The organism is Mycoplasma sp. 1781, from assembly GCF_053851675.1.
Map to the genome: position 1 here is coordinate 1 of NZ_JBSQBC010000017.1, position 17,758 is coordinate 17,758.

General features: G+C 28.6%; 12 protein-coding genes, 2 tRNA genes and 1 riboswitch. Of the genes, 8 read left to right on the top strand and 6 right to left on the bottom strand.

Annotation, left to right across the window (positions count from 1 at the left end; genetic code table 4):
* Positions 1–479: 479 nt before the first annotated feature.
* Entirely contained in the window at positions 480–3,206 is a 2,727-nt protein-coding gene (locus ACWXVP_RS02910) for a DUF885 family protein (RefSeq protein WP_456012983.1), read from the bottom strand.
* Between the two features lie 221 nt (positions 3,207–3,427).
* Positions 3,428–6,178, bottom strand: a complete 2,751-nt coding sequence (locus ACWXVP_RS02915) for a DUF885 family protein (RefSeq protein ID WP_456012985.1) — start codon at positions 6,176–6,178, stop codon at positions 3,428–3,430.
* Positions 6,179–6,479: 301 nt separating this feature from the next.
* Between ACWXVP_RS02915 and gpmI the strand changes: the two genes are divergently transcribed.
* Positions 6,480–7,994 (top strand): 2,3-bisphosphoglycerate-independent phosphoglycerate mutase, encoded by a 1,515-nt coding sequence (gene gpmI / locus ACWXVP_RS02920; RefSeq protein ID WP_456002401.1) that lies wholly within the window; start codon positions 6,480–6,482, stop codon positions 7,992–7,994.
* Positions 7,995–8,240: 246 nt separating this feature from the next.
* Here gpmI and ACWXVP_RS02925 read toward each other — a convergent pair whose 3' ends face one another.
* On the bottom strand, positions 8,241–8,408 hold the full coding sequence (locus ACWXVP_RS02925; RefSeq protein WP_456012987.1) for a hypothetical protein: 168 nt from the start codon (positions 8,406–8,408) through the stop codon (positions 8,241–8,243).
* A gap of 47 nt (positions 8,409–8,455) precedes the next feature.
* Positions 8,456–8,968 (bottom strand): hypothetical protein, encoded by a 513-nt coding sequence (locus ACWXVP_RS02930; protein ID WP_456012989.1) that lies wholly within the window; start codon positions 8,966–8,968, stop codon positions 8,456–8,458.
* A gap of 927 nt (positions 8,969–9,895) precedes the next feature.
* Between ACWXVP_RS02930 and ACWXVP_RS02935 the strand changes: the two genes are divergently transcribed.
* Positions 9,896–9,982 (top strand) — tRNA-Leu (locus ACWXVP_RS02935).
* Positions 9,983–9,985: 3 nt separating this feature from the next.
* Positions 9,986–10,061 (top strand) — tRNA-Lys (locus ACWXVP_RS02940).
* 51 nt (positions 10,062–10,112) lie between these two features.
* Here the strand turns inward: ACWXVP_RS02940 and ACWXVP_RS02945 are convergent.
* Positions 10,113–11,453 (bottom strand): ABC transporter permease subunit, encoded by a 1,341-nt coding sequence (locus tag ACWXVP_RS02945; protein ID WP_455994951.1) that lies wholly within the window; start codon positions 11,451–11,453, stop codon positions 10,113–10,115.
* A 310-nt stretch (positions 11,454–11,763) separates the two neighbouring features.
* Positions 11,764–12,897: an ABC transporter thiamine pyrophosphate-binding lipoprotein p37/Cypl gene (gene cypl / locus ACWXVP_RS02950; RefSeq protein ID WP_456012991.1), complete on the bottom strand. Its 1,134-nt coding sequence runs from the start codon at positions 12,895–12,897 to the stop codon at positions 11,764–11,766.
* 39 nt (positions 12,898–12,936) lie between these two features.
* A riboswitch (TPP riboswitch) is annotated at positions 12,937–13,027 on the bottom strand.
* A 207-nt stretch (positions 13,028–13,234) separates the two neighbouring features.
* Between cypl and ACWXVP_RS02955 the strand changes: the two genes are divergently transcribed.
* The 5 genes from ACWXVP_RS02955 to ACWXVP_RS02975 all read left to right on the top strand — a co-directional run.
* The gene (locus ACWXVP_RS02955) at positions 13,235–13,570 is read left to right on the top strand and encodes a hypothetical protein (RefSeq protein ID WP_444704808.1); all 336 of its coding nucleotides are present in this window, start codon (positions 13,235–13,237) and stop codon (positions 13,568–13,570) included.
* Positions 13,560–14,903 carry a hypothetical protein gene (locus ACWXVP_RS02960; RefSeq protein ID WP_456012993.1) on the top strand — a complete coding sequence of 448 codons (1,344 nt, stop codon included), beginning with the start codon at positions 13,560–13,562 and terminating at the stop codon, positions 14,901–14,903. The genes ACWXVP_RS02955 and ACWXVP_RS02960 overlap by 11 nt, the downstream gene beginning before the upstream one ends.
* A complete protein-coding gene (locus tag ACWXVP_RS02965; RefSeq protein WP_438340352.1) occupies positions 14,896–15,864 on the top strand; it encodes a lactate/malate family dehydrogenase in 969 nt (322 codons plus the stop codon). The genes ACWXVP_RS02960 and ACWXVP_RS02965 overlap by 8 nt, the downstream gene beginning before the upstream one ends.
* 189 nt (positions 15,865–16,053) lie before the next feature.
* Positions 16,054–16,797 carry a phosphonate ABC transporter ATP-binding protein gene (locus ACWXVP_RS02970; protein ID WP_455966374.1) on the top strand — a complete coding sequence of 248 codons (744 nt, stop codon included), beginning with the start codon at positions 16,054–16,056 and terminating at the stop codon, positions 16,795–16,797.
* A gap of 208 nt (positions 16,798–17,005) precedes the next feature.
* Positions 17,006–17,758 (top strand): P-type ATPase (locus tag ACWXVP_RS02975; protein WP_456012995.1); only part of this gene is annotated, 753 nt, incomplete at its 3' end.

Consider the following 17,758-nt stretch of genomic DNA (forward strand, 5'->3'; position numbering starts at 1 on the left):
AAAACAAACACTAAGACATATATGAATTACAAGAACTATTTTTTGTTCCAGCAATAATTTTTTGCTTTCATATTTTTTAATAATTGATAATTAAAACATAGTTGTAAATCTTTTTTCTGTCGCCTCATTGGTTGCGATGTGCTAAATTAACTTCTTTTTTTGCATAATTCAGCATTTCTTAATTTTTGTTTTAATCTTTTTATAGTTAGTATTGAACATCTTGCTTTTAAGGATAATTGCTTATTTGTTAAATTAGAATATGTAGTTATAACATCTAATTTTTCGTTTTCTATTTAACTGAAAATAGTTTAATTCTATTTCATACATAATAAGACCATCTATAACATTTTACTATATATGTTAGGTGGCTCATTTTTGTTGCAATTTAATGAAAAATAAAAAAATTTAATTATATTATTTTATTCCCCTAACAAGAAAAAAACCAGCCAAAAAGGCTAGTTTTAATTTTCCAGATAAAATTATAAATTGTAATGTAATTCGACAATTTCTTTCAAGGTTTCAAGAGGTAATGCACCGGTCTCTAATAATAAATTCAAAAATTCCTTAATGTTTTCCTTATTTGATACAAATTCTTCTCTTGAAAGGCCTTTTAACTTACGAACTCTATCATATAGTTTCAACATTGCTTCTTTACCAGAATTATACGATGTTGCTTGTCCGGGTAGATTTAAATAACGTTTTGATTCTGATGTAATATCACCAATTCCTAATGCTGAGTTAGCATGCAGGAATTTTCTTATGTCATTAATTGAAGCGCCAGCTGGTAAATCATCAGTACCTTTAATATCTCCATGATATGCAGTATCAACAGCACGTCTCATGTTACGCAATTGAGCTTCATTTAAAGCACCAAAATATTGCAACATATTAGCTAATTCAACGGCTTTCAAAGTATGCAATTTATCATCATCGATTTTGTTTTTTGAAACAACTAAATTTCAATACACGCCACCATGTAGTTCCTTCATTCCTTTAATTTCTTCGTTAGTTACATATTGTGGTCTTGTCGCTTTAACAAAACTTGTAATTCCTTTTGCTGATTTGAAGCTAACAGGTAAAGCGTAATAATCTTCATTTTCAAAGTCAGGCGTTCCATATAAACCTGCCTCGATTCCAAATCATTCCATAAATAAAGCTCAACCTTCCTTGTATGAAGTATAGTTAAAAATGTCTCCTATCGTTAGCCCATCAACAGTTTTTAGAAATTTTTGCGCATAGTATATTTGATTGTGATGTCCCATGACGCTTTCGTGATTAGCAAATGAAGTTACTGACCATTTTGGCAAGCCAAAATAAGGGTCCGCATTAAATGTAAATGCACCAAATCCGTCTTTTTCAACCTTAGCTCTTCCGTTATATGCACCGACACCTGAACTTAAACGAGTTGAATATTCATATGTAGTAATTCCATATCTCGGCACTTGTTTAGGGAAATAAGAATATCCTTCGTTAATAGTAGTGTCTCTAAATTGATTATAACCTTTAAAAGCTTCTAAAGCTCCGTAATAAAACTGGTCATTTGTAATTGAACCATATTTAGAATTTTGGCCTTTTAAGAATTCATAACCTAGATTCTTTAAATTTTTAATAGCATCTTGTAATTTTGGGTCTTTTTCTAATTCATTCTTCTTTTCTTGCGTGTAATATGAGGAATTTTCGCGACCAAAAAAGAACTGTTCTTGGTTTAATCATTTATAAAACTCAGGCAAATTAATATTCCCATTTGAATCTCTTATTTCAAGTACAACATCCTTAACCTCTTGTGGGCCAACACCATCAGAATCATACTTAATAGTTGGGGTTCATGGCTCGTTCTCATTTCCGGTAATTAATCTGGCAACTGCTTTTGCAGTTAATTCCATGTTCTTAACAGCCGTCTTTGTTGTTTCATAACCCGAATTAAATACGTCCTGTGCAGAATCGTTTGAAGTTGTAGCAAACTTTAAAATACCATCATATATCTTTTTACCAGTTGTATTTTTCTCATCACCAGGAATACTTGATAAACCAACATTTTTAGCATCAAGATCTTTTTCAGTTAAACCAAGCCCGTAAATTGAAACAACTTTTTTACTTGAATTATCAAAAATTTCAATAGTATTTTCTAATTCATTAACTGCATTTGATTTAAATACCTTAAGCTCTTCTAAATTTTCGCCTAAGCCAGTAGTTGATGCTTTGTAATATTCAGTTGCATAAAATTTATGGAATGCCTTAGTTTTTTCATCAAGAGTTTTATTAGAATCAATTATCTCAATAACAGACTTTGATTCTTGTGTTCCTTTTGCAAACTCTAACAATTCCTTTGAATAATGTCTTGATAAAATGATATTAACATTGTTTTTAATAACAACTTTTGATAAAACAATATTAGCTTGCATTCCTTCATTTAAGTTTCTTTGCATCTTTTCGGCTCTATCGCCAGTTATTCTTAAAATAGTTTTATAAAATGAATTAACTGGGTAAGCTGATGTTGGTCCACCTTCATAAAATGCACCTGCTAGTCGCCCTTGCGAAGCATAGACGGTTTGTGCGATTTCCCAATCATATTTCAATCCACTTGCTCAGGCTGTTGTAGTTACATTGAGATTATTAGAGTTAATTTTTGAAAATGAATCAATTCATTTTTGATAGTATTTAACAATCTTGTCAACATCTTCTTTTTCAGGATAGAATATATCAATATTTGCCGCCAAATCATCTAATTCTCTCTGAAACTTATCATATGAAAGAACAATATATCTGGCTGTATGTTTGTAATTATTATCATAATACTTAGCATCACCATGTTGAGCGATTTTAGCTAAATAAGGCAATATTGCATTATCAATGTTTACTTTGTATTCTAACTCAAGATTTCTAATTTCGCTAGCAAGGGTTTTGATTTCTTTAGCAATTTTTGTGGCTTGTTCACCCTTTTTATCATCCAATTCATTATACTTTGTGTTTAAATCTTTTAGTTTGGTATTCTTTTCCTCAATATTATTTTTTGTATCAACATTTGCCTCAACTGCCTTTGCCTCAGCATTTGTTAATTCGCTTTCTAGTTTCTTGTTTTCATTAATTGTTTTTCTAAATAAAGCATTTTGAGCAGCAAAAGGGATTACAGTAAAAATCACAGGAGCTGCAACTAAGGTGCCAACAACCGAAGTTATTATTAATGCTTTTTTTGTTTTTTGAGTCATATATATTATTTAAAATCCTTTTATTATATGTCTAATTTAAAAATATAAATCCAATGTTTAGTAGTTCCTGCCAAAAATTGCAGGTACCTTAATTTTAAATGAAAAAGCATAAAAATATTTATCTTTGATACTATACAGAGTTTTAGTTTCACTACAAGAAAGGAAAATTAAAAACATCTAGACTAGCTAGATGTTTTTTAAAAAAAGAATAATTAAATCTCTTATAGTTTGTAATGTAATTCTACAATTTCCTTTAAAGTTTCAAGAGGCAATCCACCTGTTTCTAACATTAGATTTAATAGTTCTTTAATGTTTGCCTTATCTTCGACAGTAACAAAATCTTTTCTTGAAAGTCCCTTTGATTGACGTACTCTGTCATATAGCTTCAACATAGCTTCTTTACCAGCATTATATGATGTTGCTTGTCCAGGTAGGTTTAGATAACGTTTTGATTCTGATGTAATATCACCAATTCCTAATGCTGAGTTAGCATGTAGGAAGTTTCTAACATCTTGAATTGATGCACCGGCAGGTAAATCTTCTTTTCCTTCAATTCTTCCATGGTATGCAGGATCGACAGCACGTCTCATGTTACGTAATTGAGCTTCATTTAAAGCACCAAAATATTGTAACATATTAGCTAATTCAACAGCTCTTAGAGTGTGTTCTTCATCGCTTGAGTTATTTTTGCCTTCTGATGCAACTAAACTTCAATATACACCACCATGTAATTCCTTCATTCCTTTAATTTCTGCAGCAGTTACAGCTGATTCATCTTGCGATATTGCTGAAGAAACAAAGCTTGTAATTCCATTTGAATGTTTAAAACTTACTGGGAAAGCGTAATAGTCTTCGCTGTCAAAGTCAGGAGTTCCATATAGTCCTGATTCAATTCCGAATCATTCCATAAATAAAGCCCAACCTTCTGCATATGAAGTGTAATCAAAGATATTTCCAACAGTTAATCCATCAATAGTTTTTAAAAACTTTTTAGCGTAATAGATTTGGTTGTGGTGTCCCATAACACTTTCGTGGTTAGCAAAAGAAGTTACTGATCATTTTGGTAAGCTATAGTATGGATCAACATTAAATGTAAATGCACCAAATCCATCTTTTTCAACTTGTGCATTACCATTATATGCACCAACACCTTCTTCAGCACGTCTTTTATATTCATATGAAGTGATTCCGTATCTTGGAACACTCTTAGGGAAATATGAATATCCATGATCAATTGTAGTATCTCTAAATTCATGGTAACCCTTGAATGCTTCTAGTGCTCCATAGTAGAATTGTTCATTTGTAATCGAACCATATTTCTTGTGATTTGTCTTTAAGAAGTCATATCCTAATCTGGTTAGATTTTTTCTTGCATCCTCTAATTTAGGATCATTTGCTAAATCGTGTTTTTTAGCTTCTGTGTAATATGAAGCATCTTCACGGCCAAAGAAGAATTGTTCTTGGTTTAATCACTTATAGAAATCAGAAATATTAATTTCACCATTAGCATCTCTAATGTTTAATTTAACTTCTTTAACTGGATTTGGTCCAAGACCATCAGCATCATACTTAATTGTTGGAGCTCATACACCTTTGTCTTTTCCAGTAATTAATTTAGCAACTGCAGCGGCTGTCAATTTCATATTTTTAGCAGCTGTTGTCGTTGTTTCATAACCTGAATTAAACACATCTTGGGCTGTATCATCTGTAGTAGTAGAGAATTTTAAGATACCACTATAAACCTTATCTCCATCTGTTACACCTGGTTTTCCTACGATAGAATTTAAACCAACATTCTTAGCATTTAGGTCTTTTTCGGTTAAACCAACACCATAAACTGTTTTAACATCATTGCCATCAAATACTTCAACGTGATTTTCTTTTTCGTTGATTTTATTTGTTTTATATAGTTTTAATTCACCTAGATTTTCACCCAAACCTGATTTAGAAGCCTTGTAATATTCATCAGCATAGAATTTGTGGAATTCCACTAATTTTGGGCTTGATTTAGCTAATTCTTCATTTTTTGCAATAAGGTCAGTAACTTTTATTTCCTCGTCAGATCCTTTTAAAAATTCTTTCAATTGATCTTGGTAAAAATTAGATAAAATTGATCTTACATTATTTTTGATAACCACTTTTGATAAAACAACATCAGATTCAATTCCTTCTTTAAGATTCTTTTGAACCTTTGGAGCTCTCTCTTCATCAATTGAACTAATTGTGTCATAAAAAGCATTGATAGGATATGCTGAAGATAGACCTCATTCTAATCAAACACCAAGTAAACGGCTTTCTGATGCATAAACTGTTTTAGCTATTTCTCATTCATATTTTAATCCGCTTACTCATGCTGTTGAGGCAGTGTTTAGGTTTCTTGAATTAATTTTCGAAAATGTATTAATTCAATCTTGATAGAACTTAATAATTTCTTGAGCATTTTCCTTGCTTGGATAATTTATATCTAAATCATCTCTAGAAGCAAGTTTTGCTAAATCTCTTTGAAATTTTTTGTATGACAATACTACATATTCGGCTGTATTTTTTAAGGTACCTTCGTAGTATCTCAAATCACCTTCTTCAGCAATTTTTGCTAATATAGGTAAAATTTTAGATTCAATATTTTCTTGATATTGATCGTCAAGTTGAGCACGTTCTGCTTCAGCATTTCTAATTTCTTGTTCTAATTTTGCTTTAGTTGCTTCATCAGCATTTTGGCTTTTTTGTGTTAAGTCTGCAATTTGAGCATCCTTAGCATCGATTTTAGCTTTTAAAGCCTTATTTGCTTCATCTTCAACAGCTGCTTTCTTAGCTTCTACATATTCTTTCTCATATCTTTGATTCTTTTGAGTTTCTCTTTTAAATCATGAAATTTGAGCGCCATATGGAATTATTGTAACTACTGTAGGTACTAAAACAATACCGCCTACAATACCACTAATAATTAGGGCTTTTTTGTTTTTTGGAGTCATATATATACTTATCCTTAAATTTAGTTTATTAATTTATCATTTAATAAAATTTTTTACCTTTTGATAAAGTTTAAAAAATAAAGATTTGTGTGTCCACAATAGATACACATTTTTTATTATATTACATTTGCCTTCAGTTTACATAATTAGAGGAAAAAATGGACCAAAAAAAGTCAAATCTCAATCTTTTTAAGATATTTTATAATTTAACACCTCAATCAATCGAAATGATTTAGCATCATTTGTTTTATTATAAAATTTATATAAGTAAAAATATATTTTTTTATTATAGAGGTAATGTATGGAAAATCAAAAAAAAGTAATATTAACAGTAATTGATGGTTTGGGTCTTAGAAATGAAAGACAAGGAAATGCTTTTGCACAGGCTTATCATCCAATATTTGATTATTTGTTTGCAATGTGTCCTAATTCTGTTTTGCAAGCATCCGGAGAATATGTGGGCCTTCCGAAAGGTCAAATTGGGAATTCAGAAGTCGGCCATCTAAACATCGGGGCAGGAAGAATTGTATATACTGGTTTATCATTGATTAATAGAGCAATAGAGACTGGTGATTTTGAAAAAAACGAGGTAATAAATAAATTAATTGATAATTCAATAGCAAACAATACCACTTTGCATTTAATGGGCTTGCTAAGTAATGGCGGTGTACATTCATTAGATAACCATTTATTTGAAATTATAAAACTTGCCAACCACAAGGGACTTAAAAAAGTTTCAATTCATATTTTTGGTGATGGTCGAGATGTCAAGCCACAATCAATTAATGATTCATTGATAATACTTAAAAAATTATCAGAAGATTTCAATTATCCGATTTCAAGCATTTCAGGGCGCTTTTATGCTATGGACCGTGACCAAATATTCGAAAGAAATGAATTGGCACTTGAAGCGATTCTTGGTAAATCGCCCATCAAGTATAAAGATATTAATAAGTATATAAACGAACAATATAATCAAGGAATTTATGACGAGTTTTTCTACCCTGCACAAAACCAAAATGGCTTATTTTTAAAAGAAAATGATAATGTTTTTTTCTTTAATTTTAGACCAGATCGTGCTAGACAACTTAGTCATCTAATTTTAGATAGCAAACTATATGAATATAAACCTAAAAACAAAACAAAACCAAATCTCTTTGCTTCTTTAATGAAATATGAGGGTATTAATTCCTTAGTCGCATTTAAAGAAATGCAAGTAGATAACCCGCTTGGAGAAGTGTTAGCAACCAATAATCTAAAACAACTAAGATTAGCAGAGACTCAAAAATATGCGCATGTGACCTTCTTTATGGATGGTGGAAAAGAAGTTATTTATAAAAATGAAGATAGAATTTTAGTAAATAGTATCAAAGCTGCAAGCTTTGCTGATTATCCTCATATGTCAGCTAAAGAAATAACTGACGAATTGCTTGAAAAAATTAATGATTATGACTTTGTTATCATGAATTATGCTAATCCAGATATGGTGGGTCATACTGGGAATTTACAAGCAACAATAAAAGCAATTGAGTTTCTAGATGAACAATTTGAACGAATTCTTAAATTCGTGATAGCTAATCGTGATAAAGTAACATGATTCATAACTGCTGATCATGGAAATGCCGAAATAACTGAGGATGAAAATAATAAACCTGCAACAAAACATACAACAAGTCCGGTTTTATTTGTTTCAACTGATAAAAATATTGAATTAAAAAATGGGTCGCTTTGTGATGTTGCACCCACAATTCTTGAATATTTAAATATTCAGAAACCAAAGGAAATGACAGGACAATCATTGCTAAAGAAGTTTTAATTAAATTTATAAAAGTAATATAAGTGTTAATTCTTAATCAAATTGCAACATTTTTATAGTTTAAAAATCCTTATTAAACTTATGATATCAAATTTATTTTTTAAGACCTAAAAATTTAAACTAGTAATCAGGAAAATTAGCAAAGTGTGACACTTTGCTATTATTTTTTTGTCAATCTATATATTTTGAAAAAAATTAAATAGTAATATATTTTTAAATTAACCTTACGGCCCTTATTTTTTAAATTTATTCATATTTGGATTGGTTAATTGTACTTTTAAACATTGATTTTAGGTGGCTCATTTCTTCCTTTAAACCTGATGTATTTAATTTAAATTTTTCTAAATTTCTAATCAAGTAATTAAACTTATCCGTAAATGTTGAAACTACTGACTTATGCGTTACGACTATCAAACTCAATTTATAAGTCAAAACGTCTCAAACGTCAAGATTTTTACCTATTAAAAAATCTCTTGTGAGTTAAAGTTAGATAAATCACTACTTGCTTTGTAATGATTTTCCGGAGTTTTAAAAAAATATTCACCACCTGAGTTCATACAAAATAAAACTTTTATTTTCTTTGAAAAATTAACTCTATTGCCGTCAGTATCAACTGGGCCATAATATTCGTTTAGGTACTTAACTGCACCAAAATGACTTTTGTTTTTAAAATGATAATCAACATACCAACCAGGATCGCCTTCAGTTATTTTTCTAAAACAGTTTTTATCGCTATTTCTTTTTAATTTTGGAGATATAAAATTAAAGTAATCTATTAATTGGTCTTCAATTTTACTAATTTCTGTTCAATGTTTTATATTCTTTATTTTAAAGCATATGGGATAATTTAATTGAGCAGTTTTAAAAGACCTTTCAACAAAAGACTTAAATTGCAAAACACTAGAAGTTTGAACTTTAAAGCCTAAGGATTGCAAATACTCAGTAATAGGTGTACATGAAAACTCTTTTTTCAAAAAATTGTTCTCTTATCGGTCCTTATAATCTGCGGAATTCCATGTGTTCTAAAAAGTTTTTCAAGCAGATTCATATAACCAATATCGGTTTCCTCTTTAGACACACGGACTGCTAAAGCCTACTAGTGGCAGGACCAATAGCGTGGTGAGTATGAAAAGTTTCACCCAATCCCATTGTGTCTGGCGTAGCATCGATCCCAACGATCATACCTGGAGAAAGATTTTTCCAGGTATTTTTTATTACTGCATTTTTTTCTATTGTTTTAAGATTCTATAATTTGCTATTTATTGCATAATAAAATATTGTTTCTGGAATTGTGTTATTTAAAATATTTTTTGCGTTTCTTTTAGCTTCTTTTCTAGTCGCTTTGTGCGAGTGCTCTGTTGCATAGCCCCTTTTTAAAGTGCGTCTGTAAAGAGTTTTTAAAGAGATTATTGAACCTTTTGTTCTATAATAAATTGCCATAGTAACATTTCTAGTTCTATCTCTGGGTTGATCAAAAACAAAAGAACTAAAATCTCTGATTTTTTCAATTTCAGAATCTACAAGATCATCACTAAACTTTTGTTTATATTTATTTCCCTTATTTTTGTGCGAGACATTAAATGTCCCACTAAAATTTATAGATTTTTTAATTTTAGAGACCGTAAAACGGCTAACTTCGTGTTTTATGGCGATTTGGTTTATTTTTAATTTTTTAATTAGTTATATCGGTATAAATATCTTTTCTTTTTTTCTTAAAATCTGCTAAATTCTGGATTTCTATTTTTTTATATTTCCCGTTACCTCTTATAATTATTTTAAACTATAGGATGTTGAAAATAATTGAGAATTGCAATGTAGCAAAATAATTGAGAATTTACAAAAATTAATTTTTTTTATTTTTTAAAAAATATATTATAATATTTAAGCATTAATCAATTAATGCCCAGGTGGCGGAATGGTAGACGCTACGGACTTAAAATCCGTTGGCTGTAATGGCCGTGCTGGTTCAAGTCCAGTTCTGGGCACCAGAAGCGCCCTTAGCTCAGAAGGTAGAGCAAATGGCTTTTAACCATTGGGTCAGAGGTTCGAATCCTCTAGGGCGTACCATTTCAGGTGACTGACATAAACAAATAAAAGACAGATTATCTGTCTTTTATTTTAATTTCTTTGTTTAATACTAAATCTTATGAAATATGAAGTGAAACTGATTAGCGCAATGATAATAAAACCTATTCACAAATAAGGCGAAACATCAGCTATATCTTTTGCTCTTGTTAGATTTGTTTTTTGGCCTAATAATGAAGAAGACAAAGAACCATAAATTATAAAATTTCTAGCTATTTTTTCTAGTTCTAGGCTTGCAAAGCTAATGAAATCTAGTCTAATTTTTGGGCGAATAAAATTTCTATATATCAAAAAATTAGAGAAGCCTAGTTTTTTTAATTCTTTTATTTTTTCTATACTAATGTTATTAATTGTCTGATATAAGTTTCTTGATATTGAAGATGCACTATGGATACCAAAAGCAAAAACAAATGATGCTGACAATTCTTCAAAAAGATTAGAAAGCATTAGAAATATAATAACAGCAGGTATTGCTCTTATTAATATATTTAAATACTTATAGAAGATACTTAAATGTTTTCCTACTATTGATTTAGACATTAATAGCATTCTAAAATATGAAATAAAATATGTTAAAATGAAGGTTAAGAATACAAGTGATGCAAATTGAATGATAATCCAAAAAATTCCATCTTCGCTAAAGCTAAAAATTATATCTTTTCAACTCCCCTTAAACATATTATTTAAAAAGCCAGTAGCTTCGGTCTCATAAAATTTTTCATGAGCTAAATCTTTTATAGCTATGCAAATTAGCACAAAGGTAAGTAAAATAAATAGTGAAATAAAAGTTTTTTTGATTATATTATTAGTTTGATATTTCTTAAAATTGATATTATCTTGTTTTCGAGATTCAAATAGGAATTTGTTTATATTTTCACTAATAATTTCCACTAAAAACAAGAAGGAAACTAGTATTAACAAAGGTATTATTAGTTCTGTATAATTTATTGGCTGAATTTGAGGATTTATTAAAATTCCTATTCCTAAAAAACCAATATTAGCTAGTATTGCTGACCAACGTAAATTTGTTTCAAATGCATAGATGAAGTAACTTATGAATTTTTTTCTAAGTTGAGGTCATATTTCTGTTCAAAAAGCCTTTTGTCTTGAGTGCTGTGATTTTACCAAATGATAAAAAATACTAAAATTAGCATTCTCAATTATTTGTGAAAAATACTCATGCAATCAAAGTCATGTAAATCAACAAAAAATTAATGCTATCGCTAGTTTTTTATCAAAAGAAATTTTAAATAAATATACAAAAAACAATTCTGGAAAAATTCTTAAAGCAATTACTATAACTTTAGATGGAATAGCTATATATTTGCTATTGGTTTTAATATTAGAAAAATATGAAGTGAGAAATGCGAGCATGAATCCAATAATTGTACTTAGGAAAATTATTTTTATACTATTTCATAAAAACAAAAAAGAAATATAAAAGAGATTTTGTTTATATATATTACTAAAACTACTTGGAGAAAAAAAATCCCTTAAATTTTTAATAAAGAGATTAATACCTGATGGTGCAAAACTAAAATTAACAATATAGATTGAAGCTATAATTAGTAAAATAATAAAAACAAAAAATGCTATTTTTCAAACTAGCCGATATGGTCCGTTTTTTAAAATAGTATTGCCTAATTTTAACTGTTCTTTAAAAATGTTTCTTTTTAATCACATATTAACTAAATATTTTATTATAAGGCTGTATTACTTCCTTATCAACATCATTAATTATTTTGTAGCCATTAAATCCTACGGTAGGACCATAATCATCTTCGTTATTTCTTCATAAGTCTATTATTATATTTTTTAAATAGTTTATTTGTTCCATATTGAAATCATCTTTATTAACCACTACAACATTATACTTTAGTGGATCAGTGGCCGTTAAAAATTCAATTTTAACATTCTCATCATCAGGGGTGTAAAACTTGCCCCTTTTATTATTGCGATAGGCAAACGAGGCCATTTCATCGAAAACAATATGATATTTTTTAAGTGAACCATTCGCTATATTTTTTGCTTCTCCTTGTGTATATTTTTCGATATTTTTTATTTTATCTTCAGCAAAAGAATTAAATTTATTGTTTTCTAGATTAAAATGCTTTTTGAATAATGCTTCTTGTAGAATATATTTTGAACCGCTGCTTTCCTTACCGGTCACAATACCAAAATTTCTAAAAGTATTTCAATCTTTATTGTCTCATGCTTTTTTAATTTGTTCTCTTTCTTCATTTGTGCCTTGAATCATTATAATGCCACGATAGTATTCAACTAATTCATTATTTTTTGCATAGAAATATTCGTATATATTTCCATTTCAACTATATTCTTCATCGGTTCATGCGGTATATGATTTTTTATTAAACAATTTTTGTAATTTAGCAGCAATAATTCTTAATTTGTCAGTGTTTGATCCATCTGAGTAGCTATCATTAAAATTTTTATCAAATTTAAATGCCCTAGTCATAGTTTGCAAAATAGGAATAATATTTTGATCATTGTTTCTGATAAATAAAGGAGTCGTAATGATAGCAATGTTGCTTGTTTTTTTTCTAACAATACCAGCTATATCATTATTTGCTGAAACGTATCTTACTTTAATTGTTGCATCCTTATTTATTTTCTTTTTAAATTCAGATAAAATTTTGCTAAAAAATAGATGTTTTTTATTACCAAAAAAAGGCTCATTTATAACAAATTTTAATGTTAAATTAGCATCCTGCTTTGCACTGCACGCAATAGAAATAAAGGCAAATGTGGACATTAGAGTGCTTAGGCTTAGTATAAACGCTATTTTTTTATTTTTCATAAAACAAAAATCCCTTCAATTTAATTAAAAAGGGATGATGACCAAAAAATAAGAACTCACTACGCCAGTATTATCTGGATCAGCTAACGAGGGTATTTCTCAGCCTTAATGGGCACCCCTGTTCATAAATTTATGATTCAATTATAGTACTTTTTAGTTTGCAAAGAGGAAAAAATCTCTTTTTACTTATGTTGTAATTAATATTGAATTTAAGAGTAAGTTTTATAGATATGCTATTTTGCTTTGAAAATATAAAATATACTTTGGATATCATAATTATTTTTTGTTATTTAGCATATAATTTATATGCTACTAAGTACATTTAAAAGGGAAAAAGATGAGTTATTCAGTCGGTCAAATAATAAAGGCAAAAGTTTACAAAATTTCAAGCAAATTTATAACTCTTATAACCAAAACCAACCATGTTGGTTATTTAGGCATTTCTGAAGTTAGTGATTATTATATAAGTAATTTGAATTCATTTTTTAAGATTAATGACATTAAAGAACTAATAATTATTGATATAGCAGCAAATGGCGAACTTATTTTTTCATTTAAGCAAATTCATCCAAAGGAATTAAGAAATCCTTTTAGTTTTAAACTTGATAAAAATGGCGCTAAGTTTGATAAATTGCTTGATTTTACAAATAAAGGAATACATTATGGCGATTAGAAGTAAGATAGAATTTTTATCTGACCAGGTTATTGACTCTAAATTATTTAGTGGTAAATATAAGGATATTATTAACGATATTAATGATAAAATAAAATCCAAAGAGATTGAAGGATATAAAAATTTTGGTTTTTTTGAAATTGATAGAAATATCCAAAGGAGTGATTATTCAAAGATAAAAAAAATTGTCAAATTTTTTAATGATGAAAAAATCCAAACCTTTGTTGTCATTGCTCCACAACATATATGTATTCAATCAAAGAGTATAATAGGCCTAGCGAATTCCCGCTTAAGAAACAATTGTGGAATTGAGATTATGTATGTTGATGAAAGTTATGAAGGAATAGATATCTTAAACCTAATTCAATATTTAGAAAATAGGTCATTTGCAATTAATGTTATATCAAAAAATGGAGAGGATATTGAGAGCTTAATTGTTTTTAGAGAATTGGTTACATTACTTAATGTACAGGTTGGCAGAAATAATGCAACCAATTATATTTTTATAACAACTAATAACAACTATGGAAAATTATTCAATCTTGTTCAAACAAAAAATTATAATCATTTAGTTTTATTAGATAATACCCCTGAAAGATATTTAAACTATTCAGCAGCAGTTTTATTGCCTCTTGCTTGTGCTAATATTGACATTGATGATTATATTGAAGGTGCAAAAGAAGCAAATGAATATTTTAGTAACACAAATTTAGAAAATAATAGTGCATATCGTTACGCTCTAGTTAGATATATATTTAATAAACAAGATCGCAATCATGAAGAGAAAGACATTTTTGCAATTGAGAATATTGTTTCGGGATCTAAAATTTATAAATGTTTAAATGATTTATTTGCTATGTATCTGGTTTCGTCTTCATATCGAAGTTATAAAGGGATACAGGTTAACACATTTATTCATCCTTCTGATACTAAAACGTTTGCTAATTTGTTTTATAATAAGCAAAGAAGAATGTTTAATACTCATGTTTTGGTTCAAAATCCCATGTTTGACTTCAATATAGCTATTGTTAATGACAATGATGGCGATGAACTTAATTTTTTAATGAAGAAAACATTTAACAATGTAAATAAGGCATTATTGCAAGCAACTAAGGATTATTATCTAGGTATTCAAATACCTTTTATAGATATAGTTATTAGTGATTTAGAGGACAAAACATTGGGTTGAATTGTTTCCTTTATTCATCGTGCATCAATAATGAGTGCACATCTTATGAAGATAGATCCATTTGAAGAAACCGGATTAAAAACGTTTAATATCGTTATGGCTAAAAAAATTAACGAATTAATGGGGGGACAAAAAAATGACTAAAATAGGAATTATTGGCGTTGGGGCCGTTGGTTCGGCCTATTTATATGCTTCATTGAATAAATCGATTGAGGCTGATTATGTATTGGTTGATGCTTTTGTTGAATATGCAAAAGCACAAGCTAAAGATCTGAATGATGCTGCATGTTCGATGTTACAAAGCGGTTCAACATTTGTGGCTGGAACTTATCAAGATTTAGCAGATGCTGAGATCATTGTTATTACTGCATCGGTAAAACCGAAGGATGGAGTTTTAAAAGATCGACTTGAATTATTAACAGATAATGCTAAATTAATTGCTGAAATAGGAACAAAAATAAAGCAATCAGGTTTCAACGGTATTACTATTATTGCTTCAAACCCGGTTGATATTATGGCTTCAATATATCAACAAATCACAAAATTTGCTCCTGAAAGAGTTATATCATCTGGAACAATTCTTGAAACCGCTAGAATGAAAAAATTCCTGTCTGAAAAAATTAATGTTAAGGCAGGATCGATCACTGGATTCGTTATTGGAGAACACGGAGCAAGATGTTTAATTCCGTTTTCAAAAATAAGAATAGGACTTGGTTCATTAAAGGATTGATTAGCAAATAATACAATTTCGGAAGAATGATTACAAAAATTAAATCAAAAAGTTAAGGATGAAGCATTTGAAATTATTACTGGAAAAGGAATTACAAATTTTGGAATTGGTGAAAACCTAGCCGAAATTACGCAATCAATTTTAACTGATCGTCAAGCAATTTATTCATTAGGAGTTAAACTCCCACAAGAGTATGAAAATAGTGGTGTTTATTTTGGATTACCTGTAATTTTAGGAAGAAATGGTTATCGTCATTTACCAAAAATCAGATTAACAGATGATGAACAATCCATATTTGATTCATTTTCAAAGGAAATGAAGGAAACTGTTGTTGAAATTCTTAAAAATTTAGGTATAGAACCAGATTTTAAGTAATGATTAAAGCTATTGTTTAAACATGGAAATCTCTCTTTAATTGGGAGTTTTTTATTTATGTCTTTTAAGTTTAATTTATTGAGAATTTATAATGTCAGCCCTATTTGTTAATATTAATATGATGTAAATTTATTTTTTGCATAATTGCGTTATATTAATATGTTAAAAATTACAATATAATATTAAAATATGAAGAAAATTCAATTTGAGCATTATTATGCCGCATACCCAAGATCAAAGATGAATATATTAAATGATATAAATTTGTTAATTAATCAAGGTGAAATGATTGCTATTATAGGAAGATCTGGTTCAGGAAAAACTACATTGTTTAATGCCATTCTAAAACAACTAAAAACTAGTCAAGGCAAACTTTTTATTAATGAATATGATATAGAGAACATTTCAAAACGACAATGAAAAAAAATAGTAAAGAGAGTTGGTTATCTTTCGCAAGAAACAAATCTTATTGAGTCGTTAAATGTTTATGAAAATATTTTGCATTTTTATTCAAAATATAAAAATGTGTTATTTTCCTTGTTAAAAATAATAACTAAATCACAAAAACAAGAAATTTATAATGTTCTCGACTCCTTAGGAATTTTAGATAAGATTTTTACAAAAATTTCTGATTTATCAGGCGGACAAAAACAACGTGTTGAAATAGCAAAAATTTTGCTAAGAGACGTTGATATTATTTTAGCTGATGAACCAACTAGTTCACTAGATATTAAAACATCAAAGGATATAATGTCAATTTTAAAAAATATCAATATGAAATATAACACAACAGTTTTAGTTAATATTCATGATTTAAATGTCCTTAGAAATAATTTTTCTAAATATATTTTTATTAATAATGGTCAAATAGTTAAAAACGGAGACCTTTATAATCTTTCTGAAAAAGAATTAGAACAGTTATATGAAAGTTAGATATTAAGAGGTATGTTTATTACTTTTTTATTTTTTAAATTGTTGTTTAATGTAAAATTAAGTAAATATAAAATGGAAAGGTGACTTAATGGAAGTACAAAGTAGTGATCGAAGTAGTACAAATATTGTGTTTTCACTAAGCACATTTTGTTAATTATGTAGAATTACTGCTTCCTTAAACATATTTTAAATATAAAGGAGGTGAATAATGAAGAAAGCAAAGGTTAATAATATTGAAAGTCAAAATATTAAATTATCTAAGCAAGATTTGGCAAAAAATAATCCGATAAATAAGCGACTAGTTGAAGCATCTATTAGTGATGTAGAACTTTTATTTGAAAAATATAAATCTTCTAAAAATGGTATCAAGATTGAAAAACAAGTTGAGCAAAACCGCGATGAATATGGTGTAAATAAAATTTCCAAAAAAGGGGCTGACACTGCTGGAAAAAGATTAATCCGCTCTTTCTTTAATTTGTTTAATATTATTCTTTTTATACTTACAATTATTACTGCTGTAGTCGATATTATATTGCCAATAAGCAGTGGTAAGTATAATGAAGTTAATTATATAACTGTCATTATTATTCTGGTAATAGTTTTTGCCAGCAGTATTATTCACTTTATTCAAGAACAAAAATCTGCTTCTAGTGCCAATAAACTTATTGAAATTATTGAGACAACTTGTTTGGTTGAGCGTGATGGGGTTCTAAAGGAAATACCGATGGACGAAATAGTTGTTGGTGATATTGTCCATTTAGCAGCTGGTGATATTATTCCTGGTGATGTTAGAATTATTGCGGCAAAAGACTTATTTGTTTCGCAATCCTCGTTATCTGGCGAAAGCGATGCAATTGAAAAATATAGTATTATTGATGCACAAACTAATTATGATAATCTGACAGATAGACCCAATCTTGCTTTTATGGGTTCAAACATTATTTCTGGTTCAGCAAAGGCA